This window comes from Bacillus hominis (assembly GCF_030348325.1).
Taxonomy (GTDB): Bacteria; Bacillota; Bacilli; order Bacillales; family Bacillaceae_G; genus Bacillus_A; species Bacillus_A hominis.
Window position 1 is genome coordinate 1,752,076 of record NZ_JAUCFS010000005.1, and the last position, 25,858, is coordinate 1,777,933.

At 34.4% G+C, this 25,858-nt stretch carries 25 protein-coding genes and 1 pseudogene; 20 read left to right on the forward strand and 6 right to left on the reverse strand.

The window, feature by feature from the left end:
* The first annotated feature begins 39 nt into the window (after positions 1-39).
* Both QUF93_RS11360 and QUF93_RS11365 read left to right on the forward strand, forming a co-directional pair.
* Positions 40-195, forward strand: a complete 156-nt coding sequence (locus QUF93_RS11360) for a hypothetical protein (RefSeq protein WP_353050841.1) — start codon at positions 40-42, stop codon at positions 193-195.
* A gap of 1,024 nt (positions 196-1,219) precedes the next feature.
* Positions 1,220-2,464: a DUF4153 domain-containing protein gene (locus QUF93_RS11365; protein ID WP_289358837.1), complete on the forward strand. Its 1,245-nt coding sequence runs from the start codon at positions 1,220-1,222 to the stop codon at positions 2,462-2,464.
* Between the two features lie 132 nt (positions 2,465-2,596).
* Here QUF93_RS11365 and QUF93_RS11370 read toward each other — a convergent pair whose 3' ends face one another.
* Entirely contained in the window at positions 2,597-3,562 is a 966-nt protein-coding gene (locus QUF93_RS11370) for an arsenic resistance protein (RefSeq protein WP_289358838.1), read from the reverse strand.
* Between the two features lie 314 nt (positions 3,563-3,876).
* Here QUF93_RS11370 and QUF93_RS11375 point away from each other — a divergent pair, with 314 nt between their 5' ends.
* From QUF93_RS11375 to QUF93_RS11395, 5 genes are all read left to right on the forward strand, one after another.
* Positions 3,877-4,569: an FMN-dependent NADH-azoreductase gene (locus QUF93_RS11375; RefSeq protein WP_128281417.1), complete on the forward strand. Its 693-nt coding sequence runs from the start codon at positions 3,877-3,879 to the stop codon at positions 4,567-4,569.
* Between the two features lie 238 nt (positions 4,570-4,807).
* Positions 4,808-6,166, forward strand: a complete 1,359-nt coding sequence (gene brnQ, locus QUF93_RS11380; protein ID WP_289358839.1) for a branched-chain amino acid transport system II carrier protein — start codon at positions 4,808-4,810, stop codon at positions 6,164-6,166.
* 88 nt (positions 6,167-6,254) lie between these two features.
* Positions 6,255-6,674 (forward strand): VOC family protein, encoded by a 420-nt coding sequence (locus tag QUF93_RS11385; RefSeq protein ID WP_000750833.1) that lies wholly within the window; start codon positions 6,255-6,257, stop codon positions 6,672-6,674.
* 435 nt (positions 6,675-7,109) lie between these two features.
* On the forward strand, positions 7,110-8,759 hold the full coding sequence (locus QUF93_RS11390; protein WP_289358840.1) for a copper resistance CopC/CopD family protein: 1,650 nt from the start codon (positions 7,110-7,112) through the stop codon (positions 8,757-8,759).
* 187 nt (positions 8,760-8,946) lie between these two features.
* On the forward strand, positions 8,947-9,567 hold the full coding sequence (locus tag QUF93_RS11395; protein ID WP_289358841.1) for a YcnI family copper-binding membrane protein: 621 nt from the start codon (positions 8,947-8,949) through the stop codon (positions 9,565-9,567).
* 123 nt (positions 9,568-9,690) lie between these two features.
* Here QUF93_RS11395 and QUF93_RS11400 read toward each other — a convergent pair.
* Positions 9,691-10,467 (reverse strand): annotated as a pseudogene (locus QUF93_RS11400) (alpha/beta fold hydrolase).
* 184 nt (positions 10,468-10,651) lie between these two features.
* Entirely contained in the window at positions 10,652-11,557 is a 906-nt protein-coding gene (locus tag QUF93_RS11405; protein ID WP_002118331.1) for a DMT family transporter, read from the reverse strand.
* 97 nt (positions 11,558-11,654) lie between these two features.
* Between QUF93_RS11405 and QUF93_RS11410 the strand changes: the two genes are divergently transcribed.
* From QUF93_RS11410 to QUF93_RS11425, 4 genes are all read left to right on the forward strand, one after another.
* Positions 11,655-12,524, forward strand: a complete 870-nt coding sequence (locus QUF93_RS11410; protein ID WP_002118333.1) for a LysR family transcriptional regulator — start codon at positions 11,655-11,657, stop codon at positions 12,522-12,524.
* A gap of 120 nt (positions 12,525-12,644) precedes the next feature.
* Positions 12,645-13,076, forward strand: coding sequence for an Rrf2 family transcriptional regulator (locus tag QUF93_RS11415; RefSeq protein WP_289375289.1), 432 nt, complete (start codon positions 12,645-12,647; stop codon positions 13,074-13,076).
* Positions 13,077-13,148: 72 nt separating this feature from the next.
* Positions 13,149-13,799, forward strand: coding sequence for a DsbA family oxidoreductase (locus QUF93_RS11420; protein ID WP_289358843.1), 651 nt, complete (start codon positions 13,149-13,151; stop codon positions 13,797-13,799).
* A gap of 67 nt (positions 13,800-13,866) precedes the next feature.
* The gene (locus QUF93_RS11425) at positions 13,867-14,469 is read left to right on the forward strand and encodes a nitroreductase family protein (RefSeq protein WP_002118337.1); all 603 of its coding nucleotides are present in this window, start codon (positions 13,867-13,869) and stop codon (positions 14,467-14,469) included.
* Positions 14,470-14,680: 211 nt separating this feature from the next.
* Here QUF93_RS11425 and QUF93_RS11430 read toward each other — a convergent pair whose 3' ends face one another.
* Positions 14,681-15,097 carry a GNAT family N-acetyltransferase gene (locus tag QUF93_RS11430; RefSeq protein ID WP_289358844.1) on the reverse strand — a complete coding sequence of 139 codons (417 nt, stop codon included), beginning with the start codon at positions 15,095-15,097 and terminating at the stop codon, positions 14,681-14,683.
* Positions 15,098-15,290: 193 nt separating this feature from the next.
* Here QUF93_RS11430 and QUF93_RS11435 point away from each other — a divergent pair, with 193 nt between their 5' ends.
* Together QUF93_RS11435 and QUF93_RS11440 are read left to right on the forward strand one after the other, a co-directional pair.
* Entirely contained in the window at positions 15,291-15,425 is a 135-nt protein-coding gene (locus QUF93_RS11435) for a hypothetical protein (protein ID WP_002118339.1), read from the forward strand.
* A gap of 287 nt (positions 15,426-15,712) precedes the next feature.
* A complete protein-coding gene (locus QUF93_RS11440) occupies positions 15,713-16,732 on the forward strand; it encodes an AI-2E family transporter (protein ID WP_002118341.1) in 1,020 nt (339 codons plus the stop codon).
* Between the two features lie 46 nt (positions 16,733-16,778).
* On the opposite strand, the gene QUF93_RS11445 is transcribed toward QUF93_RS11440, so the two are convergent.
* Positions 16,779-17,063 carry a YesK family protein gene (locus QUF93_RS11445; protein ID WP_002118343.1) on the reverse strand — a complete coding sequence of 95 codons (285 nt, stop codon included), beginning with the start codon at positions 17,061-17,063 and terminating at the stop codon, positions 16,779-16,781.
* A gap of 109 nt (positions 17,064-17,172) precedes the next feature.
* On the reverse strand, positions 17,173-18,117 hold the full coding sequence (locus QUF93_RS11450; protein ID WP_289358845.1) for an L-lactate dehydrogenase: 945 nt from the start codon (positions 18,115-18,117) through the stop codon (positions 17,173-17,175).
* A 199-nt stretch (positions 18,118-18,316) separates the two neighbouring features.
* Between QUF93_RS11450 and QUF93_RS11455 the strand changes: the two genes are divergently transcribed.
* The 7 genes from QUF93_RS11455 to QUF93_RS11485 all read left to right on the forward strand — a co-directional run bounded on the left by QUF93_RS11455 (position 18,317) and on the right by QUF93_RS11485 (position 25,735).
* Positions 18,317-19,765 (forward strand): flavin monoamine oxidase family protein, encoded by a 1,449-nt coding sequence (locus QUF93_RS11455; protein ID WP_289358846.1) that lies wholly within the window; start codon positions 18,317-18,319, stop codon positions 19,763-19,765.
* Positions 19,766-19,869: 104 nt separating this feature from the next.
* Positions 19,870-20,787, forward strand: coding sequence for a CobW family GTP-binding protein (locus QUF93_RS11460; RefSeq protein WP_289360972.1), 918 nt, complete (start codon positions 19,870-19,872; stop codon positions 20,785-20,787).
* 299 nt (positions 20,788-21,086) lie between these two features.
* Complete coding sequence (locus QUF93_RS11465) at positions 21,087-22,304, forward strand: substrate-binding domain-containing protein (RefSeq protein ID WP_289358847.1); 1,218 nt, start codon at positions 21,087-21,089, stop codon at positions 22,302-22,304.
* A gap of 89 nt (positions 22,305-22,393) precedes the next feature.
* Entirely contained in the window at positions 22,394-23,167 is a 774-nt protein-coding gene (locus tag QUF93_RS11470) for an ABC transporter ATP-binding protein (RefSeq protein ID WP_002118350.1), read from the forward strand.
* Entirely contained in the window at positions 23,145-23,849 is a 705-nt protein-coding gene (locus tag QUF93_RS11475; RefSeq protein WP_002148734.1) for a branched-chain amino acid ABC transporter ATP-binding protein, read from the forward strand. The genes QUF93_RS11470 and QUF93_RS11475 overlap by 23 nt, the downstream gene beginning before the upstream one ends.
* Positions 23,850-23,871: 22 nt before the next feature.
* Positions 23,872-24,732, forward strand: coding sequence for a branched-chain amino acid ABC transporter permease (locus tag QUF93_RS11480; protein WP_289358848.1), 861 nt, complete (start codon positions 23,872-23,874; stop codon positions 24,730-24,732).
* 49 nt (positions 24,733-24,781) lie between these two features.
* Positions 24,782-25,735, forward strand: coding sequence for a branched-chain amino acid ABC transporter permease (locus QUF93_RS11485; protein ID WP_289360973.1), 954 nt, complete (start codon positions 24,782-24,784; stop codon positions 25,733-25,735).
* Positions 25,736-25,858: the final 123 nt, after the last annotated feature.

The following is a 25,858-nucleotide window of genomic DNA, read 5'->3' on the forward strand; positions in this document are numbered from 1 at the left end:
TTAGAACCCCATATCCCATTGCTATCAGGCTAAGCATTGGTGAAAGAAGGTTTACATGATGTATACGCAGCTATTGATGCTTATACAATTAAGCCTGCCAAATCATTAGGTCTTGATAGTATAACTTATTCAATCGAGGTAGGAAAATCAGCTAAAGCTAATCTACTTTGTTTAGAGCATGGAGAAACTATCTAATTGAAAAAAGAGAGTGCCTTTTGGGAAAAGGGACTCTCTTTTCGTGTTTATATTATTGTAGCTTTGAAATAAAGGTTAATCAAAAATACCCCACAATCCAGAATTTTACAATAAAAATAAAGCATCCACTTTGAAAAAAGATTAATCCTTTGTTACTTATGTTGTTCAATAATAGTGCTCTTTAGTAGTATGTAAGAAGAATATCTCACGGGTTATTTACAAATAGTAGGGGAATATTTGACGCTTACCAAAGTAGCATCTTAATTTTGGGAAATGGCTGATTAGGAGATGTGAACAAAGCAAAAATAGCCTTCAATCAAGTAATATAGACATCGTCCGAAAAATTGAGTCGGGATAAAAAAGTTCTTTACTTGAGGAAGTTTCAAAACTGACTGTAGCTATATAAATAAAAGATAAAAAAGTTCTTTACTAATTTGAAAAACGCAGTAATTACACTACTTATTAGTAAAGAACTTTTTTATACAAAGACATAAGTGGTTTTAACAAATAAAAAAGTGCTGTACTAAATAAAAAGCTCTTTCACGAGTAAAAGGTTCTGTAACAGGTTAGGTTTGAAAAAATATTGATAGAAAAGAAAAAGCATGACAATTATATGTCATGCTTTTCTATTTTATAATTACAGACTTTTGTGTACTAGTACTAATAATTATTTGAAATAATTGTTTGAAAAGATGGAATTAAATAGGACATTTATATCATTTTGATCATCTCTTTTATATAAAGGAAAAATAAGAAATTAGAAAATGAAAACAAGCAATGAAAAGAAGAACTGAAAGTAGCTTACGCTGATGTTTATAAAAAGTTATAAAGCATTTCTTTGAATAAGGAATGCTTTTTGTTTTTGGTCGGAACAAAATTAAACAACAAAAACATTATCTAATATAATAAAAACTTATTGTAAAACGATAAATTTTATATTAAAATCAAAATCATAATAAATAAACGACGTGCTTTTTATGGAAAAGGTAACAACGTTATTTTTTAAATTAGAGGAGGTATAAATATGGACATTAACAATTTGATTATTGAAAATATGGATAACCCTCATGAGTTGGAGAGAATGTATAGAAAAGACCCGAAAGCTTTTAAAAAATCATTCTTACACGCATGGGAACAAAATCCTGATTCTCAGGTTCTGGGTATTTGGTATGAAAGATTGCATTTCAAGGAGACGGAAAATACAGGGAAAACTTCCTTGATTCAAAAAGGTTTCTTATTCATGGGCATTTTAGCCATTCTGGCCGGGATAAGCACTAGGATCATTTTCCATTTTGTCGAACAGGAAGCAATTGCTCCAATTAACTTGGCTTTTGGTATAATTCCCTTTATTGCTGCCTATTTTGTTTACAATAATACTCCGAAAAAAAGTGTTATTTATTCTCTTGCAGCGTTGTTCCTAATTTCTGGGTTGTATCTTAATATGCTGCCATTAAATTATAAAGACAGTATTATCCTTGCTTATTTACACCTTCCCATATTCTTATGGGTTTTGGTAGGGCTTGCATTTACAGGAAATGAATATTCAAAAGGCAGTACAAGATTAGCCTATATTAAATTTAATTTGGAATATTGTATTCTCTACGCCAGCATGGCAGTTAGCGGAATGGTACTAGCAGCATTAACCATGCAGTTATTTAGATTTGTTGACTTGGATATAGAAAACTTCTATTTTAGTAATGTCGTTTTATTTGGTGCTGCCGCTCTCGCTATTGTTGCTGCATACCTCGTATCAATGAATCTTAAACTTGCTAAGAATATTACACCATATATAGCTAAAATTTTTAGTCCTCTCGTACTGATCACATTGTTGATCTATCTTATAACGGTTATATGGGTCGGGAAAAATCCATTTTTGGACCGCGATTTCCTGATAGTCTTCAACGGAATACTCCTTGGTGTATTGGCCGTTACCATATTTTCCATTATCGAGAGCGACTCAGACGAGAAAAAGGACATTTCAGATTATATAAATTTTGCCTTAATTGTTCTTGCGCTTATCATTGACAGTGTGGCTTTGTCAGCCATCGTGTTCAGACTTTCTTCTTATGGGATTACGCCTAATAGACTTGCTGTTTTAGGAGTAAACATACTTATCTGGGCAAATCTAATTTGGATTATGCTCTCCTATATGCGTTTTCTACAAAACAAATCCGGGCCGTCAACTATCCAAGATGCCGTTACTAAGTATTTGCCGGTCTACGGACTTTGGGCAGCTTTCGTTATATTTACTTTTCCTATAATTTTTTAATTAGAAAGGATTTGTTAATGTAACGAAAAGTCAATCTTCTATAACGTATAAAATCTTTAGAGGCGATAATTCAATTTTGCATTTATATAATTTCTCGACAATAAAAAACGTCCCAAAGTAGGACGTTTTTTATTATGCGTATTGCTGTTTTTTCTTAATAAGCAACAACACTTGCGAAATAGTTGCAAGTACAGGCAATTCAATCAACGGCCCAATGACTAATGCAAGTGCAATAAGGGGCTCGTTAGGAAAAGCTGTCACAGCAATAGCAAGTGCAACAGGTGAGTTTCTCGCTAATGTTGTTAAGCTAAGGCTTACTGTATCTTCATAGGATAAATGCATAATACGTCCTACAAACTGTCCTAGTATAAAGTTAATCATGAAGAATAGTAGCACTGGGATAAGTAACAATAAAACAACATTCATGTTTTGTAATAAGTACTTACCTTGTGAGGCAAACATCGCTACTATTGCTAAACTTAAAAATACAATTTGAGCAGAGCTGAAAAATGGAATGAGTTTATTCTCAAGTGCATCAGTCTTTTGTATTTTATTCATAATGAATTTCGTGCCGTGAGCTAGTAAAAATGGTAAGACTAGTACGATAACGATGCTTTCTACTAAAACAGAAATCTCTACAGTTTTCATTACATCTGCAAATAAAAATAAATAAACCGGGAGCAATAATACTTGTAAAATTAAGTTTACAGGTAAAATGGATGTAGATAATGCGACGTTACCTTTCGCGATCTCTGTGAAAATTAAATACCAATCTGTACATGGAGTAACCATTAACATAATAAAGCCAACCCAAAGTGCTGGGTGATCTGAAAGAAATAACGCGCCTAATCCCAAAGCAAGAAAAGGTGTCCATATAAAGTTAATACCAAGGCTTGTTCCAGCAAATTTTAAGTTGCGGAATCCATTTTTTATATCCTTTAATGGAATGCTGAGGAATAATCCGTAAAGCATTAAAAACAAGAAGGGGACAATAAATTTTTCCGAATACATATGTACCATATTAAATTGTCCTAATATAACCCCGAATATAACAGCTGCAAGAATGATAAAGGTTTGAATTTTTTCTAAAGTGCTCATTAATTAATCCTCTCTATAGATGAATTTCCCTCTCTAGTTGTATTATACAAGGTATTTTACTTATGTGTTTTCGGATTTATTATTTTGACTGAGGGAATATCGCTTCTTATTGTTTTTAATTCGAGATTTTTTTCTTTTTTAAAAGTTACTTGACTAAAGTAAGTGATTATAATATACTCGCTTACATAAGGTAATTAAATAACAAAAAGTTTTGGTGGTTCAACTTAATAAGGTGTCGATTGGAACTTTTTCCTAGAATAAGAATTTTTATGATGATGAATAATGAATATGATAAGAAAGTTTAGGTGAAGAGAATGGGATTATTTAGCTCATTATTTGGTAAAAAAGAAGAAATTACGAAAGTAGAGGAGAATAAAACAATGTCAAAAGTATTATTTGTAAAAGCAAACGATCGTCCAGCGGAGCAAGCAATTAGTTCAAAAATGTATGAAACATTTGTAAGTGCTTATAAGGAAGCGAACCCAAATACAGAAATTACAGAGTTAGATTTATTTGCATTAGATCTTCCTTATTACGGAAATATCGCAATTTCAGGTGGATATAAACGTAGTCAAGGAATGGAGTTAACAGCTGAAGAAGAGAAGGCAGTTGCTACGGTAGATAAATATTTAAATCAGTTTTTAGAAGCTGATAAAGTTGTATTTGCGTTCCCATTATGGAACTTTACAGTGCCAGCGCCATTAATCACGTATATTTCATATCTTTCTCAAGCTGGAAAAACGTTTAAATATACAGCAAATGGTCCAGAAGGTTTAGCTGGTGATAAGAAAGTAGTTGTATTAGGTGCTCGTGGTTCAGATTACTCTTCAGAACAAATGGCTCCTATGGAAATGGCAGTTAACTATGTAACAAATGTGCTTGGGTTCTGGGGGATTACAAATCCGGAAACAGTTGTTATTGAGGGACACAATCAATATCCAGATCGTTCACAACAAATTGTTGAAGAAGGTTTAGAGAACGTTAAGAAAGTAGCGGCGAAATTTTAATTAATGATAGTAAATGGAAAAACCAACATGGATGACCATGTTGGTTTTTTAGTCTATTTCCTATGTTAAAAAATGTATTTTTATAAAATAAAAGAAAAGTTTGAAAATAGTATTGCAAAATATTATATATCAAACTATAATGAGTTCAAGAATAGTTGATACTTAAATTAAATATTCAGAAAATTCAATTAGTTAAAATTGGAAAATGAGATAAGGAAATTTGAATGGGGGTTATATTATGGCGAATAAAGTACCGTTTTCGTTCATAGTAGTTATCGGATTAATGTTATTTGCACTATTTTTTGGAGCAGGAAATTTAATATTCCCAGCGATGCTAGGTCAATCGGCAGGAGAGAATGTATGGATTGCTAACGCTGGATTTTTAGTAACAGGAGTAGGTTTACCATTACTAGGCGTATTAGCATTTGGTTTTTCGGGTAAAGACGATTTACAGTCATTGGCAGGTCGTGCTCACCCAGTATTCGGGATTGTGTTTACAACAGTTTTATACTTAGCGATTGGTCCGTTATTTGCAATACCAAGAACGGGAAATGTTTCTTATGAAATTGGCCTTAAGCCGTTTATGCCAGAGGGATTAGGTTCTACACCGTTAATTATTTTTACAATTATATTCTTTAGCATCACTTGTTTTTTTTCGCTAAATCCTGCGAAAATTGTCGATATTGTTGGGAAAATCTTAACGCCAATTAAGTTAACATTCATCGGTATTTTAGTAATCGTTGCTTTTATTCATCCGATTGGAGATATGCAAGCACCAGTGGAAGCTTATACATCACATGCATTCTTTAAAGGATTCCAAGAAGGATACTTAACGATGGACACTCTTGCATCATTCGTATTCGGAATCATCATCATTAATGCAATTAAAGAAAAAGGTGCGAAAACGAAAACACAAATTATGGTCGTTTGTGCAAAAGCGACAATCATTGCAGCATCTATTTTAGCAATTATATATACAGCTCTTTCTTATATGGGAGCTTCAAGTGTTGCGAAGCTTGGACATTTAGAGAACGGCGGAGAAGTATTAGCGAAAGTTTCTAACTACTATTTCGGATCATATGGCGGAGTATTATTAGGGTTAATGATTACAGTAGCTTGTTTAACAACTAGTGTGGGACTTGTATCAGCATGTTCTTCATTCTTCCATAAGTTATTCCCGAATGTTCCTTACAAAGCAATTGCAATCACGCTATGTGTATTTAGTGCAATTGTTGCAAACGTAGGATTAACACAGTTAATCGCAGTTTCTGTGCCAGTATTAACAGCAATTTATCCACTAGCAATTGTATTGATTTTCTTAACATTCTTCCATTCACTATTTAAGGGAAGAGCTGAAGTTTATCAGGTGAGTTTAATCGTAACATTTATCATCAGCTTATTCGATGGATTAAGTGCAGCTGGAGTTAACATTGAAGTAGTAAGCCAAGTGTTCACTAAATTCCTTCCGATGCAGGAAGTAGGATTAGGCTGGATCTTCCCAGCGATTATCGGTGGATTTATCGGATATGGCATTAGCGTTTTAAAAGTGAAAAATCAAGTTCAACCAGCAGCTAGAGCGGATAAGAAAATAGGTTAAAGAAAAAAGTTATAGAATTTTTGATTCTATAACTTTTTTTGTTACTATTGATAAGTATAGAAAAAATAAAGTAGTAGGGGAAAAGTACATGAAAAAAACAATTGATCATATCGGGATCGCAGTTCGAGATATAGATAGTACGATACGTTTTTATGAAAAGGTATTGTTAGGAACTTTAATAGATCGTTACGTAAGTGAGGCACCAGGTGTAGAAAGCGAAGTAGCCATTCTTGAAGTTGATGGTGATAGAATCGAATTACTTGCACCTACAAATAATACGACATCTCCAATAGCAAGATTTATTAAACAAAAAGGTAAAGGTGTTCATCACGTTGCATATCGTGTTGATGATTTAGATGTAGCTTTAGAAGAGTTAAAAGAACAAGGTATTCGAACATTAGAGCATACACTTCGAATAAATAAACATGGTAGACGATTAATCTACCTTAACCCAGCGGATACAGAAGGAACGATTATTGAGTATTGTGATTATCCGGAAGAGAAATAGAAGAAGGATATTTTTTTAAAAGGTGTTACGTAATAATGTAACACCTTTTTATTTATCCCGCTAATTGTGGGCAGTAAGACCCCCACCTCAAAAGTCGGCGAATGCGAGGGAGTTAGGTGGGAGATCGACTGCCTGTAAAAGCCCTACTGATTAAAGTTTCACTTTATGTATTTCACATTTTCTTCACAAATGATTCACGAGAACTTTTCTTCTTAGGGAACTTACATAAATATATTTTATGATATAATAACAATCAGCTTTAAAAATATAAGTTATATATATGAAAGTAGTTACTATTGTATTGGAAGTTTAGAGGTGAGGGAGAAATAAAGAGTCATACTGTATAGAAGTTTATACTTAATCAGGTTAATATTTTGGCGAAAAATAAAAGTTGGAAAGTAATGAAAGTGTAGCGATGAAGAAGAAAGAAGTGAAATGAGTGTGAAAGTAATGAGAAGGTTAGGGACATGGCTATTAATAGCATGTGTGCTTATTATATTGATACCAAAAAGCGCGTCTGCTCATGCGTATGTTGTGAAATCAAATCCTGCTGAAAATGAAACGTTGAAGAAAGCACCAACTGTCGTGAAGATTGAATTTGATGAGGATATACAAGTTTCACATTTTAATACATTGTTCGTAAGAGATACCTCAGGTAAAAGAGTAGATTTAAAAGATGCTCATATTGATAAGAAAAACAAAAAATTATTAGAAGCTGGGTTAAAAGAGAATCTCAAAAATGGTCTCTACTCTATTCAGTGGAAAGCTATTTCAGCCGATGGACATCCAATTCAAGGAGTTATTCCATTCCGTATTGGATTAGCAGAAGCGGGAGCAGACGATGTACAAGTAGAAGAGATGGGGTATGTCCCGCAAATCGATATGATTATGGAACGCGGGGTTCTATATACAAGTTTCTCACTATTTTTAGGAGTTCTATTCTTTAATCTTATTATATATAAAGGGAATGCAATAGAAGTTCACTCAAGGAGTAAGAGAATAATATGGATGTCATTAATTGGTATATTCATTGGCTTACTATTCAATCTACCATTGCAAGCGAAAATAAATGCTGATGTTTCGTGGTTAGAAGCATTTGATCCACTATTATTAAAAGAAACATTACAACTATCTGTTTTTGGTTATGTATGGATAACTCAAATGGCTCTTATTAGTACGCTTATAATTGTTACATATTTTGCGGTGAAGCGTGAGAAACTTTCATCGTTTAAAGTATGGAGCATTCCAATACTATTGTTTATTGGGTTACTCGTTATGAAAGCATTTAATAGTCACGCATTTGGTTTGAAGTTTAAAGACATTGCTGTCGTTATGGACTTTATACATTTATTCGCAGCTTCGTTATGGATTGGCGGTCTATCATCAATTATTCTTCTTTTACGTAAAGAGGATGACAAGTGGACTATGTATTGGGATGCAATTAGGCGTTTTTCACCATGGGCAACAGGTGCTGTCATAGTGATTTTATTAACAGGTCTTTTTAACAGTACATTTTTTATTCCCACGATTCATTCCCTATTTGATACGAAGTACGGATTGGCCTTATTAGCAAAGATACTTTTATTCGTCTTCATGGGGATTTTGGGAATTATTCATTATGTGAAAGGGAGAATGCGAGCGCAGCAAGGATTAGGAGCTACGGTGAAAGTAGAGTTTATCATTGGAATTATCGTTTTCATAATCGTAGCTTTTATGACAAACGTACAAACACCGCCGATGCCTCCTACTGGACCTTTTACAGAGAGTAAACAATTAGATAATGGATATGAACTTACTTTGCATGTAAGTCCTAATAAGGTAGGACAGAATACATTTCATATTACTTTAAAGGATGAGAATGGACAGCCTGTTACTGATATGGAACAAATTGTATTGACGACTCAATCGTTAGATATGAATATGGGCAAAGGCTCATTTAAAGTTTCGGCAGTTTCACCGGGAGAATATGAAGCGGAAGGCATGTATATTAACATGACAGGAAACTGGAATATACATGTTCATGGATTAACAAAATCTCTTGATAGCTTCGATACAGATTATAAATTTATTGTAGGTGGCAGATAAAGTGAAACTTTAATCAGTGGGGTTTTGTTCATCCCCACTGATTATTAGCCTTCACCAATCGGGCTTTTACGGGAAGCGGGGCTTCCACCTAACTTCTTTGCTCCAGCCGAATTTTGAGGTGGAAGTCTTATTGCCCGGCGAATAGCGGGATAAAGAGAAGTTACAGATGAAAAGGAGTTAAAAGAGAATGAAACGTATAAAGAAATTAGGAACAACAATGATAGCAACAATAATTGCAATGGGAATTTTTTCGTTACCTGTTAGTGCTCACGTAACTGTGCAACCAGCAACTTCGGATGTTAACTCATGGGAGACTTACACGATAAAGGTACCAGTTGAAAAAAATGTGGCAACAACAAAAGTTACACTAAAAATACCTTCTGGCATCGAGTTTCAACAGTATGAGCCAGTGCCAGGATGGAAAGTAGAAGAACAAAAAGATGCGGCTGGAAAAGTTAAAACTGTAATATGGGAAGCAACAGGAGAAGGGATTTTACCTGGTCAGTTTCAGCGATTTACTTTCGTTGCTAAAAACCCAGATAAAGAACAAAAAGTCGCTTGGGATGCATATCAACAATATAAAGACGGAGAAATTGTTGAATGGACAGGCGATGAGAAAGCTGAGAAGCCACATTCACTTACTACAATTGCAAAAGGTACGTCCTTAACTGGAGAACATGGAGAAGTATCTAGTGTAGGAAAGAATGAAAGTACAAGTAATATGCAAACAATAGCAATTGTCTTATCTATTTTAGCTATTGTATCATCGGTAGGTACGTGTATTTTTGTAGTACGCCGTAAAAGATAAGTAACATTAAAAGGTCTCATCGAAAATAATGAGACCTTTTTTATTGGTTTTAGGGAATAGTGAAAATGAGGATAGCGAAATTGTTGTAGTCACTATATAACAAAATTTATTGATGTATGGAAATCAATTGACGATTATTACGTCTTCCGGCAGAATATCATGTTCGAGCCAGTTTTCAATTAAAGTATTAAATAGTTTGGGATTTGCTAAAGAGATTCCATGACCAATTTTAGGAATGATAATACCTGTGCAATTAGTATTACTTTCAAGGATTTCAGTCATCGAGTCTTTCATGATTCTTTTTTCGTTATCTCCAACAGTTACTAATATATTACTACTAGCATTCTTAAAACCTTTTGGTATTGTGAACGACATGTTTTCTTCTAATATCCTCACAAATGTATTTTTACTTATTTGACAACTGTCATGATAATAGTTATTAAATTGTGTTTCATCTATGTACATTGATTTTGCTTGTATTTTGGAAAATGTCTTACTCTTTATTAGGGAGTAGGTTAAGCCAAGGGAGCTTATTAATGTTTTAGCGAAGGGAATTGGTTTAACTAATGCGCTATTTACCATAGCGTATTGAATTAAGTTTGGTTTCATGCTGAGCATAGCAATTAATACTTGAGCACCTAACGAAAACCCGATTACTATAACTGTTTTGCCTTCTCCTTTTTCTTCAATTAATTCAATGATTTTTTGAGCACTAAAGTTTATTGAGAAACGATCCTTACCCCTGTTTTTCCCTTGCTCGGGTAAATCAGGAACAAGGCAGTGAAAGTTAGTAAAATGTTTAACTTGATTGTCCCACATCTATCCACTGACTCCGCCTCCGTGAATAAAAACCATAAGTGGAGAGCTTGTATCTCCAAATTCTCTATACTGTAAAACCATATAATTCCTCCCTTATGATTGGAATTGTAAGTCCATCCATGTGTATTAGAGATAATATTTTTACAACTTAATTATCATCATACAATAAAAAAGAAAAAATTTCCTTTTGTTAAGATACTAAGTGACTGTACTGATAAAATGTTAAAAAAGAAAGAGCCTACAAACGGTAGGCTCTTTCTCATATTTATTTCACTTCAACTTGCTGCCTTACAGCAAGTGTTTTCGGCTTTATATTTACAAAACAAATACTTACCACAATAAATAAAAGTCCGATGAATAAGCTAATTGTAATGGCCTCATGTAAGAAAATTGAACTTACAATAATAGCAATAAGGGGGATAAGGAATGTATAAGCCCCAACTTTACTCGCTTCACCAGCTCCGACAAGTGTGAAGTAAGCGAGCCATCCCATTGCAATTACAAAGAATGAAATAAAGAGTAGTATACTTACAAATGGTATACTCCAAGCGATGCTAGACCAGCTTTCAAATTCTGAACCAAATCCGATTAAGCAAAGTCCGCCAATAATAAGCTGAAGTGTTACCATCCAAATGGCATTAACGCGGTGTCCAGTTTTCTTAATAAATACTGTGCCGAGTGCCCAGCCGATAGCACAGCCTAAGGCAAGTAGAACACCGATAATAGAAATATGTCCAGTTAAACTACTAGAGCTAATAACCCCTACACCAATAAATCCAAGAATAAGTCCGAAAATTTTCAAGCCATACATTGCTTCTTCAAGCCAAATCCATGAGAAAATGCCGAGTAAGACAGGTTGGAGAAATACGATTGCGGAGAATAGTCCGGCGGGCATGTATTGAAGTCCGACAGTTTGTAATCCGTAAAATAAAATAATATTGAGTAAAGATGAAATAAAGTATAGATGCCAAGTTTCCTTTAAATTTAACTGTTTGTATTTCGGTAATGCGAAAATAAGTAGGATAAATCCTCCTATTAATGTTCTAATCCCTGCAAAGAGTACGGGTGGTGTGTAATGCAGAGCGAATTTAGATAACGGCCAATTAATCCCCCACATAATAACGAGAAAGGCAAGGATTATGGTAGCTTTAGTTCGAGAAAGCTGTGTCACTGTAAGACCTCCTTGTTGTCATTCATTTCACTATGATATGATATCGACTATGATAAATAAAATGAATCTTTTTTATAAGGAGTATAAGTGATTAGTTATGACCATTACACAACTTCAAGTTTTAATAAAAACAGTTGAGTTAGGGAGTTTTACGAAGGCTGCCGGGATGTTAAATATGACGCAGCCAGCTGTAAGTCATGCGATTTCAAGCATTGAGTCAGAGTTAGGAGTTACCATTCTTATACGCGATAAACGAAAAGGGCTAATCGTTACGGATGTTGGAAGTAGAATTCTTGTACATATTAGAGAAATCTTAAGCGGCGTTGAGAAGATTGAACAAGAAGTGGCGATGGAGAAAGGGCATGAAGTCGGAACAATTCGAATCGGGAGTTTTCCGAGTGCCTCGGCATATTTTTTACCGAAAATGATTAATATCTTTCGTGAAAAGTATCCGAATTTAGAAGTAGTTCTTTGTGAGGGGGCGCTTAAAGAAGTAGAGGATTGGCTATTATCACGGGTCATTGATATTGGAATTGTTATTTTGCCAAATAAAGATATGGAAATAGTCCCAGTAACGAAAGGGAAGATGGTTGTAGTATTAAGGGAAGATCATCCCCTTTGTAAGAAAAGTTCTATTACGATAAGTGATTTAGAGAACGAACCGATTATACTATTTAAAGGTGGATATGAACCGCCGATTATTGATATGTTCAAACAAGCAAACGTGCCACTTCGAGTTGAGTATGCGGTTTCGACCGTTACTACATCATTAAATATGATTCAAGAAGGATTAGGCATTGCCATATTAGCTGAATTATCTTTAACGAATTTACCAAAGAACGTGCAAACGCGAGAATTGGAGCCGAAAGTGTGGCGAGAGATTGCTTTAGCTGTTCCTTCATTAAAGGAAGCTTCACTCGCTGTTCAGTTATTTATTGAAGAATTCCAAGAGTTGTTTACAGAGTAAGAAGGGATGTCTCATATAATGTAATGAGACATCTTTTTTATTTGCTTTAAAAAATCTGTAAAAAGGATTGACTTATCTTTTAGTTGTAACTATAATGATTACATCGAGGTGGTGATCAAGATGAAAATTAGTAGCCGCTTTTCTATAGCTGTTCATATTTTATCGATTTTGAAAAACAATCCATCTTCACTTTGTACTTCGGACTATATGGCCGAAAGTGTAAATACAAATCCGGTAGTCATTCGTAAAATAATGTCTTACTTGAAACAGGCTGGATTTGTTTACGTAAATCGCGGGCCGGGTGGCGCGGGATTATTAAAGGATTTACATGAAATCACATTGTTAGATGTGTATCATGCAGTGAATGTAGTAGAAGAAGACAAACTATTTAACATTCATGAACAACCAAATCCAGATTGTCCAATTGGAGCAAATATTCAAGCAGTGTTAGAGCTTATTTTAATTCAAGCACAATCTGCGATGGAAGAAGTTTTGAGAAATATTACAATGGGGCAGTTGTTTGAATCTTTGCAAGAGAAAATGAATGCGTAAAATAATATCTATATTTTTTTGTCATTAATGTAACTATTGTGATTACAACTATAAAGGTAAGGTGTGAAAAATATGACTGTAAAAATGAAAGTATACTCAGATTTTATCTGCCCGTTTTGCTTTTTGGCAAAAGGTCCGTTAGATGAAGTAGCGAAAGAGAAAGATGTAGAGATTGAATGGATGCCATTTGAATTGCGTCCAAGTCCATATTCTAAAATAGATCCTTGGAACGAACCGGATAAGTTAGGTTCATGGGATGCTTTCATTCGTCCTACTGCAAAGAAATTAGGAATTGAAATGCGCTTACCACGTGTTTCACCGCATCCATACACACATTTAGCTTTTGAAGGATGTGAATTTGCGAAAGAACGTGGACTAGGAAATGAGTATCATCACCGCGTATTCACTGCATTTTTCCAAGAAGAACAAAACATTGAGGATATTGATATTTTAACAAAATTGGCGGTAGAAGTAGGGCTTCCTGAAGTTGAATTTAAAGATGCTTTAGTAACTCGAAAATATAAAGAAAAACATCAAGCAGCAATTCAGCATGCATATGATGAAGCGAATATTATGGCGGTACCAACTGTCATGATTGGTGATGAAGTCATTCAAGGGCTTGCTAGTAAAGAAACGCTAGAAAGAGTAATTGATAAAGAAATCGAAAAGGATAAAACAAATTCATTTGAGGGAATGCAATGTAATACGGATGGATATTGCTAATTCGTCTTACATGAAAGAATCATATTGATTTGTTTAAATAAAAAAACATATATTTGGAGGAATTATTATGTCAGCAACTACAACAAACTTAAAAGAAGCAATTGTGAACCGTCGTTCAATTCGTAAAGTAACAAAAAATGATGCAATTACGAAAGAAAGAATTGAAGAAGTTTTAAAAACTGCTTTACATGCACCAACGTCTTTCAATATGCAAAGTGGCCGTATGGTCGTATTAATGGATGGAGAGCATGAAAAGTTTTGGGATATCGTAAAAGAAACGCTTAGATCACGCGTACCAGCAGAAAACTTTGAAGCGACTGTAGAAAGACTAAAAGGTTTCCATGCAGGCGTAGGGACAGTTCTATTCTTTGAAGATCAAGCAACAGTAGAAAAAATGCAAGAAAATGCACCATTGTATAAAGATCAGTTCCCATTCTGGTCTCATCAAGGAAATGCAATGTTACAACATACTGTATGGATGTTATTATCGGCTGAAGGAATCGGAGCGTCATTACAACATTACAATCCAATCGTAGATGCTGAAGTAAAAGAAACTTGGAACATTCCAGCAGAGTGGAGCTTAGTAGGACAAATGCCATTTGGTGAGCCAAATGAACAACCAGGGGAAAGAACATTCTTACCTACTGAAGATGTAGTGAAATTTTATTAAGAAATACAGTATGTAACAAGAAGGGATTTGTTACATACTTATCCAATTTAAAGGACAGCCCATATTATAATATGGGCTGTCCTTTAGCATAATAATGAAAAAGTTGTTATAGGAACAAATTTTTAAATATGGATTGATGACTTAAAATAAAAAATCTATTGTGTTTATCCCACTATTTGAATGCAGTCCCACTGATCAAAGTTTCACTGTATTATTTTGAAATGACAGTAAACATCCCAGTCATGTTTGGTGAGTAATCTTTAAAATCATATTTTTCATAGAAAGATTCTTTACCTTGTGATGCAAACAAACCGACAAATGCCTTATCAGGGGCATTCTGATTTAAGTATTCAACCAACATATGCATTATTTTTTTCCCAATCCCACTTTTCTGATAATCTGGATGAACCACTATATCTTGAATATAGAAATAGATAGCCCCATCACCAACAATTCTCCCCATGCCCACAATTTGTTCATTATCTTTGACTGTGATGCAGTGGATAGAATTCTTCAGTGATGTTTCCACCACTTCAAAATTCATATAATTAGTCCAGCCAACAGACTCGCACAAATATTTGTACTCTTCCAATGTTGGAATGATATTTTTAAACTCATATTTCTTCAAAATGTATCCTCCAAGTCCTCAATTTCAACAAATAAATAAATTCGACATTTTTTTATCTATTCCTCTTATGCAACTAAACTTCCGTTAGCTATTGAACATAGTCTATTTAATTTAGTACAGCTTATTTGTGTTAATTTGTAAGAGTTTAGGGAAGAAATATAAGAAATGATCTGGTGAAAAAGGAAGTGGAAATATGAGTGATGAGAAAAAATATACAGTGGTAGGTACTGATGTCGAGGAGGTAAAGCGTTTAAACAAAAATTCAGGTTTAACGTATAACCAAGTGAAGGAATTGTTAGCGAAGCAAATGCAAAAAAGAAATGATTAGATTGAAATAATTAAGCTTTTCAGTTAGCAATTTTCTAGAGAGAGTTAAGTAATAGATAACTCTCTTTTTTCAATATGAAAAATCTACTAAGGAGCAACAGTCTAAAAATAGACGTTCTCCTAAAATATAGAGTTGAAAAATAGTTTTTAGAAAAGTATTAGATGAAAAATCCGACATTAAAAAAGAAAAAAAGGATTCTTTCCAATTAGTAAGAAAGATTGTCTATAGAAGTTCATAAAATGTAATATATTCAATTTCCATCCATTGAAGGGGGAGGTTAATTTTTAATGAATGAAGTGAAAAATTTCTTTCGAAGTAGAGGGTTTCAACGGTTTCTCGTTTTAATAATATTAGTGCTTGTATTGTATGGATTAAAAAGTATGATTAATTTAATATTAATTACGTTTATTCTCACGTTTTTGATGGATCGATTTCAAAAGTTTATTTCAAAAAAGTTGAAAGTAAATAGGAAAGTGGTTATTGCTGGTTTATATATTGTATTAGTGACGTTTATTGTAACTACACTATATAAATATTTGCCTGTACTAACGATACAAATTTCACAATTAATTTATCAATTTAAATTATTTTTTCAAAACCCACCTGATAACGAGATAATTAAATATGCACTTTCGACAATTAACGGAATGGAAGTATCGAAATATATCGAACAAGGTGTAGATGTCATTTATCAATCGATAGCAAACATAGGAAAAGTCAGTTTACAAATACTACTTTCTCTTATTTTAAGCCTCTTTTTCTTATTAGAAAAAGAACGCATTATAGCATTTACTTCGAAATTTAAAGATAGTAAGCTGAAAATTTTTTATGAGGAAATTGCATATTTCGGTGAAAGATTTGCAAGATCGTTCGGAAAAGTGATTGAAGCACAGTTTTTAATCGCGGTTGTCAATTGTGTGCTCACTGTAATTGCACTTGTCATTTTAGGATTTCCACAGCTTCTTGTATTGGCTGTCATGGTCTTTCTACTCGGTTTGATTCCAGTTGCTGGTGTTATTATTTCCTTGTTTCCACTTTGTATAATTGCCTATAACGTCGGTGGGGTTATGTATGTTGTATACATACTAGTGTTCATTACAGTAATCCATGCCCTTGAAAGTTATTTTTTAAATCCAAAATTTATGTCTGCAAAAACGAATTTGCCAGTATTTTATACATTTATGATTCTTATCTTTTCAGAGCATTTCCTCGGAATATGGGGGCTTATTATTGGGATTCCAATCTTTATCTTTTTATTAGATGTACTTGACGTAAATAATGATGAACCGATTAATGATAATAAGTGATAGAAAATAGCCGATGTTTTCTCTTGATGAAAACATCGGTTATTTGTTATTTTTTCTTTGGAGGAGGAAGTTTAATGAAGGTATTTGCAATTAAAGCTATAATAACAGCAGCAAAAATAAAGACTGCGATTACACCAACTCCCATACCTGCCCATCCTCCTATAAGGAAGATACTTATCGGTATTGCTAACAAGCTTAAAATAATTAGAATCAATCCGAGATTCTTATCATATTTTTTAGTTGGAAATAGAGTTCTGATGATTAAGAAGAGGAAGAGAATTAAGGCTGCTACAGCTAGTAAGAGGATGACAATCGTCCAAGAATCATTCATGAAATCACTCCTTTTTATTATAGATAATATTACTGTTTAGATTGAGGATGAACAATAAAAATATAAAAAAGCAATCCAAAATAAGTTGGATTGCTTTTTGAATATACGATTAAAGAACTGGAGCCATTGTTTCTTTCAATACTTGAACAGAGTGATCGAATTTTAATTCTTCTTCTTCACTTAGTTCAACTTCTAAAATTTCACGAACGCCTCCACGGTTTAAGACAGCAGGTACGCCAATATAAACGTCTTGTTGGCCGTATTGACCTTCAAGATAAGCTGATACAGTTAATACGCTGTTTTCATTGTTTAAGATTGCTTTCGTTACACGAAGCAGTGACATACCAATGCCGTAGTATGTAGCACCTTTTCGTTCAATAATGTGGTAAGCTGCATCACGAACGTTTATGAAAATATCATCTAAATCTTTTTGGTTATATGTGTTGTCTTTTTCAAGAAGCGTTTCTAGTTTTTGGATACCAACTGATACGTGACTCCACACCGGAAGTTCTGTATCACCATGTTCTCCGATAATATAAGCATGAATGTTATGAGGTCCAATATCGAAGTACTCACCTAACATATAGCGGAAACGAGCAGAATCAAGTGTTGTACCAGAACCAATTACACGTTCTTTCGGTAAACCAGATTCTTTCCAAGTTACGTAAGTTAAAATATCTACAGGGTTAGTTGCGATTAAGAAGATGCCATCAAATCCGCTGTCCATAATGCTACGAACGATTTGTTTAAAGATTTTAGCGTTTTTCTCAACTAAATCTAAGCGTGTTTCACCTGGCTTTTGTGGTAACCCAGCTGTAATTACAACAAGATCTGCGTCTTTACAATCTTCATAGCTACCTTTCCAAACTTTTGTTGGAGCTGGTGCGAATGGCACAGCATGGCTTAAATCCATTGCTTCTCCTTCAGCTTTTGCCTCATTTACATCGACTAAAACAAACTCTTCAGCTACAGCTTGGTTAATCATACAATAAGCATAACTACATCCAACTGCTCCTGTTCCTACTAATACAACACGGTTAATACCATTTTTCATTTCAAAATTCCTCGCAATTTCATTATTTTATTATGTAAGATAACACGTCTTACCTCTATAGTTTCATATCTATTTTATTACATTTTATAAAAGATATTCAAGTATTTGAAAATGTATCCGGGCAATTCCTTGAATGAAACATAGGAATTCTGCTAAACGAATATAATTCAGTAAAATCCTTCGTAAAAGGGGAAGTGGCATGGGGAATCCATTATCGATGGAAAAAATGCTTCAAATTATTCATGAGGGGCTTGCAAAAACAAATAACCCCAAACGGATTACTATTGCCGGTGCAGGGATATCTGGATTAGTTGCAGCATCTTTATTAAAAGAAGCTGGGCACGAGGTAACGATTATAGAAGCAAACAACAGAATAGGTGGCAGGGTGTATACAATTCGTGAACCATTTAGTGCAGGATTATATTTTAACGCAGGTCCTATGCGTATTCCGGAGACTCATGATTTAACATTAGCCTATATTAGTAAATTTAAACTACCGTTAAATCTTTTTATTAATAAAACTTCTTCAGATATAATTTATACGAATAACATTAGAACGAGATTGAATGTGTTTGAAAATAATCCAAGTGTACTTGGATTTCCAGTTTTAGAAAAAGAGAGAGGGAAAACGGCAGAAGAATTAATGTTAGAGGTGTTAGAACCGATACTTAATTATATTAAGAAAGATCCTAATAAAAACTGGATTATTGTTGAAAAAAAGTATAAAGCATATTCGCTCGGTTCATTTTTAACTGAGTACTATTCAGATGGAGCAATAGATATGATCGGAGTACTTCTTGATATGGAAGCATACATGGGAATATCTTTAATTGAAGTATTACGAGAAATGATCTTTTTCACTTCAACGACGAAATATTATGAGATAACAGGCGGGATGGACGCATTACCAAATTCATTTTTGCCGCAGCTAAAGGATAATATTTTTATGTCATATAAAGTAGAGAAAATAATGCAGGAAGATAATAAAGTGATGATGCAAGTAAACCATGAACATACGTTAGAACAATTTATAGTAACGGGTGATATTGCTATTATCACAATTCCATTTTCAGCTTTGCGCTTTGTAGAAGTCCAGCCGTATCAGTTATTCTCATATTATAAAAGGCGTGCAATCCGTGAATTAAATTACATTGCTGCAACTAAAATTGCGATAGAGTTTAAAAGTAGATTTTGGGAAAGAGAAGGGCAGTATGGTGGTAAGTCTATTACGGATTTACCTATACGTTTTACGTATTATCCGAGCTATGGCATTCGTACACAAGGGGCGGCTATCGTTTTAGTGAGTTATACGTGGGCAGATGAGGCATTAACATGGGATAGTCTCTCGAATAGAGAACGTGTTCGTTACGCATTAAAAAATTTAGAGCAAATATATGGTAACGTGGTTTATAGTGAGTTTGTAACAGGCGCATCTTTTAGTTGGAGTCAAAATCCGTATTCTTGCGGAGCATTTACAGCTTTTGAACCAGGGCAAGAGCTTGAATTATTTCCATATATTACGCCGCCAGCTGGTAGGGTGCATTTTGCAGGAGAACATACGACGTTAACACATGGGTGGATGCAAGGAGCGATTGAGTCTGGAATTAGAGTTGCTCATGAAGTGAATGAAAATGAAACGATAATCTAGCAGTTTTGTTTACAAATAGGTGTTCTTTTAATAAAATGATAAGTATAAATCGTAATAATTACGCTTTGAAGGAATTTGAAGTAGAGAAATGGATGGTCGGTCGAATGAGTAAAGTAGAAATTCATATATTAGGTGGTTTTTTAGGTAGCGGAAAATCAACATTGCTGCAAAATTTATTATTAGCAGAAAAGAAGAAAAATCGAAAAGTTGCAGTTTTGATGAATGAAATCGGTGAATATTCGGTAGATACAGATATTATTGGAAAAGAGAATGTGTTAAGGGAACTTCTGAAAGGATGTATTTGTTGTACGTTAAAAGAAGAGCTTGAAATACAATTACATTCACTATATCAACAGGAAAGACCGGATGTAATTTATATAGAAACAACAGGCGTCGCACATCCAATTGAAGTGTTAGATGCATGTGTATCACCAATTTTAGCTCCTTTCCTTGAAGTGAAATCTATAGTAGTTGTATTAGATGCAGTGAGATGGTTAAACCGAAGTATATTAAGTGCAAATGTACAACAACTATTACATGAGCAAATGAAATATGGAAGTCATATTCTCATTAATAAATCAGATTTACTAACGGATGAGGATAAGAAAAAGGTTTTAGAAGAAGTGACAGTAATTAATGAACATGCGAAATTGTATGAAACGAAGTATTGTAATATATCTTTAGAAGATATAGAAGAAGCGGTACTTGGAAGTAATGATGAACATGAGACCTTGCATGTAAAACAGCATTTACATATACAAACGATGACATATCAATTTACGAAATCAATCGATCAAGATAAATTGTATGAATGGCTTTCAAAATTACCTGATGGCATTTATCGTGTGAAAGGTTTCGTGAAATTCCATGGGGATAAATACCCACACTTATTACAATATTCATTTGGAGTACCAACTTTATTAGAACAGGATTTCGGTTTCCCGACAAACTTGGTGATAATAGGGGAAGGGCTAGATAAGAAACAATTGGTTGAAGGGTTAGAGAAGGTCGAAAATAATTAATCAATTGTTCTATTCATGTTTTTTTATGTAAGCTGCAAATAATTGACTTAATGAATGAAGTCAATTATTTGCAGCTTTTTGCGTGATGAATACTGTAATGAAACAGTAATTTCATTTGAACAACGGAATATATATTGATTGTATGTCCGTTTCCATTTAATAGGAAGGTGATTATAGATTTATGCCGAATGTAGAGGTTACTACAAGAGTTTCCATTACCAATTTTAAAGTCATGATTACGGACAGGGGAATTTGGCGTGTTTGATTCTATCGGAAAGTAAAGTATGGGGAGGATCACAATGTCGATGAAAAAACGTAAATGGCTAAGAACGGTGGTTACTGGTTGTGTTTTAGGATCGTTATTAGTAACTGCGGCTTGTTCGGGAAAGAAGACAAGTACAGAAGATGAAAAAACGATTAAGGTAGGGGTTCTTGCTTCACTAACAGGCCCGCTAGAATCGTATGGAAAACAAACGGTAAATGGATTTGAATTAGGGTTAGACTATGCAACTGGTGGAACAGGGAAAGTAGAAGGAAAGAAGATTAAGTTTGTTGTAGAAGATACGGAAACGAAAGCAGATGTAGCGGTTAAGAAGGCTACGAAATTATTAGAAGAAGAGAAAGTTGATTTTTTAGTAGGATCATCTAGTTCAAGTGATACATTAGCAGTTTTACCACTAGCTGAAGAGTATAAAAAGATTATGGTTGTAGAACCAGCAGTTGCTGATAGTATTACTGGGAAGAACTGGAATAAATATATTTTTAGAACAGGAAGAAACTCTTCGCAAGATGCGATTGCTGGGGCTGCCTCAATTGCTAAAAAAGATGTAAAGATTGCGACGTTTGCTCCAGATAATGCTTTCGGTCGTGAAGGAATTGCAGCATTTAAAGCGGGAGCGAAGAAATTAGGTGCGAATATTGTAAATGAGCAATACGCGGATACGAATGCAACTGATTTCACTGCGAATATTCAAAATATTATTAGCTCAAAACCAGATTATTTATTTATCGTTTGGGCAGGTGCGAATTCACCATGGAAACAGTTGAAAGATATGAATGTGGAAGCGCAAGGTATTAAAATTTCTACTGGTGCCCCTGATATACCAGCATTAAAAACGATGGATGCGCTAATAGGGATGCAAGGGTTTTCTGTTTATTATCACTCACTTCCAAAGAATAAGGTGAACGATTGGCTAGTAGAAGAACATAAAAAACGTTTTAATGGTGCTGTTCCAGATCTGTTTACAGCAGGAGGAATGTCAGCGGCGATTTCTATCGTCGAAGCTTTGAAGAAAACGAAGGGAGATACAGATGTAGATACACTTATTAAGAAAATGGAAGGGATGGAATTTGAGACACCGAAAGGAAAGATGAAATTTAGAGAGAAGGATCATCAAGCATTACAAACTCTTTATTCTATAACTCTGAAAAAGCAAGAGGGTGTTGATTATCCAGTACCAGTGTTAGAGCGAGAATTAACAATGAAAGAAACAGAACCGTCTGTTCAAAATAAATAGACTGAATTTTCTGTTGTTTTTTATAAAGAGGGGATACCCTCTTTATACTTATTTCTTTCATAAACATGGCTTTCAGTGGGAGGGATTTCATGACACATTTGTTAGAGACGAAAAATCTTTGTGTATCTTTTGGGGATCATCATGTTATTAAAGGTGTTAATTTAACGGTACAAAAAGGAAAGCTCATTTCAATTATTGGACCGAATGGTGCTGGAAAGACAACGCTATTCAATTTACTAAGTGGGCAAATTTCTCCGACGAAAGGCGAAGTTTATTTTAAAGGGCAGGATATTACAAAATTATCAATTTCAGATCGAACGCGCTTGGGGATTGGTCGTTCTTTTCAGTTGACAAATATTTTTCCAGAGCTAACAGTACTTGAAAATGTGCGTTTAAGTGTTCAATCGTTTGTTCAGGATTATTATAGTTTCTTTCCAAATGCAGCCAAGTTAAAGCAGCAAACTGGAGAAGCGAGACGTCTTTTGAAGACAGTACTCCTTCACGAGAAAGGGGACGTATTAGCTAAAGACTTAGCTCACGGAGAAAAAAGAAAGTTAGAGCTTGCTATGTTGTTAGCATTAAAGACAGATGTATTACTATTAGATGAGCCGACAGCAGGTATTTCAGTTGAGGAAGTTCCGGCTATATTACAAGTAATCGAAAATATTAAAAAGAATCCAGAGAGCACAATTGTACTTATTGAGCACAAAATGGATATGGTGCTAGATTTATCAGATCATCTTATCGTTTTATTTCATGGTGAGTTATTGGCTGAAGGGTTACCGGAAGAAATGATGAAAGATGAGCGTGTACAAAGTGCTTATTTAGGGGGATTATACAGTGGCACTATTACAAGTGAATAATATAGAGACGTATTTAGATCAGTTTCATATTTTACAAGGAGTGTCCCTTTCGGTTGAGAAGGGAACGATTACAGTATTGTTTGGAAGAAATGGAGCTGGAAAAACAACAACATTGCGGTCGGTTATGGGGTTTCACCGGATAGCAAATGGAGAAGTTTATTATGATAACACAAAAGTAAATGGATTATCTACACATTTAATTTCAAGAAAAGGTATAGGTTATGTGCCAGAAAATCAAGGTATTTTTCATGATTTGACAGTAGAAGAAACATTCGCACTTGCTAGGGGAAAAATAGGAAAAGAATCTGAAGAGAAAATAGATTGGATGCTCGAACTATTTCCAGATTTAAAGCAGTTTTGGAATAAGAAAAGTGGGCTCTTAAGCGGGGGACAAAAGCAAATGTTGGCTATTTCAAGAGCATTTATTAATAGTGATGGACTATTGCTTATTGATGAGCCGAGTAAAGGGCTGTCTCCAATTATGATAGAAAAATTAATGGTAGCTATTTTGAAAATGAAGGAAAAAACGACTGTTTTACTTGTTGAACAAAATTTTATGATGGCTAGTCAAATCGGTGATTATTTTTACATTATGGATAATGGGCGCATTGTGCATAACGGTTTCATGGAGGAACTGCGGGAGGATAAGGAAACATGTCATAAATATTTAGGTATTTCTTAACATTGATACGGGGGGATAGAACGTGGATGTGTTAATTAACTTATTTGTAAACGGCGTTTCGACAGGGATGCTTATTTTTTTATTAGCTTCTGGTTTATCACTTATTTTCGGTTTAATGAGCGTACTGAATTTTGCGCATGGCGGTTTATTTGCATGGGGAGCATTTACAGGCGTTTGGTTATTCAATATGACAGGTAGTTATTTATTAGCACTAATTGGAGCAGTCGCTATGGGGATGTTTCTCGGTTTCATTTTAGAAAGATTTCTTATTAGACCAGTGTATGGAAACCATGTTCGGCAGCTTCTCGTTACACTCGGAGGAATGCTCGTTCTTAGCGAGTGCATCAAAATATTTTGGGGTCCTAATCCAATTGCTGCAAAATTACCGTTATGGCTTCAAGGAAGTTTTACATTTGGAGGAGTTATCTTAATAAAATATCGCCTATTCGTTATTTTAGTTGGGATACTAATTTACATCGCTTTACTATTGCTGCTGAAAAAAACAAAGATAGGACTTATGATTCGCGCTGGTGTAATGGATAAAGAGATGGTTCAAGCTCTCGGAATTAACGTGAAAGCGATATTCTCGTTTGTTTTTTTATTAGGAGCAGGGATGGCGGCGTTAGGTGGTTTTCTACTAGCACCATATTCAGGAGTTATTTTCGCTGAGATGGGCATGCAGTATGCAATTTTAGCCTTTATAGTAGTTATCATTGGAGGATTAGGTAGCGTACAAGGTTCAGCGATAGCTTCTTTAATCGTTGGATTAGCCGGTGCTTTTACAGCGTATTATGTGCCAGATTTATCTCTTGCAATCAATATGTTAATGTTACTATTTTTCTTAATAGTGAAGCCAACGGGACTCGTTGGTGAAAAGGGGTGACATGGTGAACAGCATATCGGGTCGAATTAAAGTATACTTCGGAGTTTTTATGCTCATTTGTTTAAGTGTATTTCCATTCGTAAATGATTCACGGAGCTTGTTAATTTTGTTCACTCAAATCTTCATCTTTGCTATTTTCGCTATGAGTTTTGATGTTCTCCTTGGATATACGGGTATTGTTTCATTCGGTCATTGTATGTTCTTTGGAATAGGGGCGTATGGTGTGGCACTCTTATTTGATCGGCAAGGAGTGTCTATAATGAACTTTTTTATAGGCATAGCAGCTGCTATTATTATTTCGGCCATCGTTAGTTATATTATCGGTATGCTGTCATTACGTTTGAAAAGTCATTTTTATGCAATGTTAACGCTCGCTATTTCTCAGCTGTTTTTTGTACTTGCTGAAAAATGGCGTACGCTGACTCACGGAGGAGATGGATTTACATTTGGTGTACCAGATATATTCCGTGATCGCTTTACGTTTTATTACGTAACGCTTATATGTTTAATTTTCATTTTTATTTTGTTACGTCTTTTCACAAAATCTTCTATTGGAAAAGTGTTAAAGGCAATTTCACAAAATGAACAACGTGTTGAAGCGCTTGGATATAAAGTTCTCCATTATAAAATTATCGCAAGTGTAGTGGCAGGAGTAGTTGCTACGATTAGTGGGGGATTATTTGTTATCACATTACGTTTTGTAAATACGACGGTATTTTCAATTGAAATGACGCTAAACGCATTATTGATGACAATGATTGGAGGAGTTGGAACATTAATTGGAGCAATTGCTGGAGCTGGGATTATTGAATCACTGAAATATTATTTATCAGAACTAGCGACAGAGTATCCGATTTTTGAAAGATGGACGATTATTCTTGGTTTATTATACATTATCGTGCTACTAGTTTTTCCAAAAGGATTAGTTGGAACGATTAAGAAGTTGAAGAATTTTAAAAGAAGTAAGAAGGAGAAGAGTACAGGGGTGGAGCAGAACGTGTGAAATGTATGAATTATAAGGTAAGTCTTCAAGATAAAAAGGGATGTCCTAGTAGTTGAACATTTTAACTAGGTAACATCCCTTTTTATTTTATTAAGCGGATAGTATATGAAGTTATATTAAAGA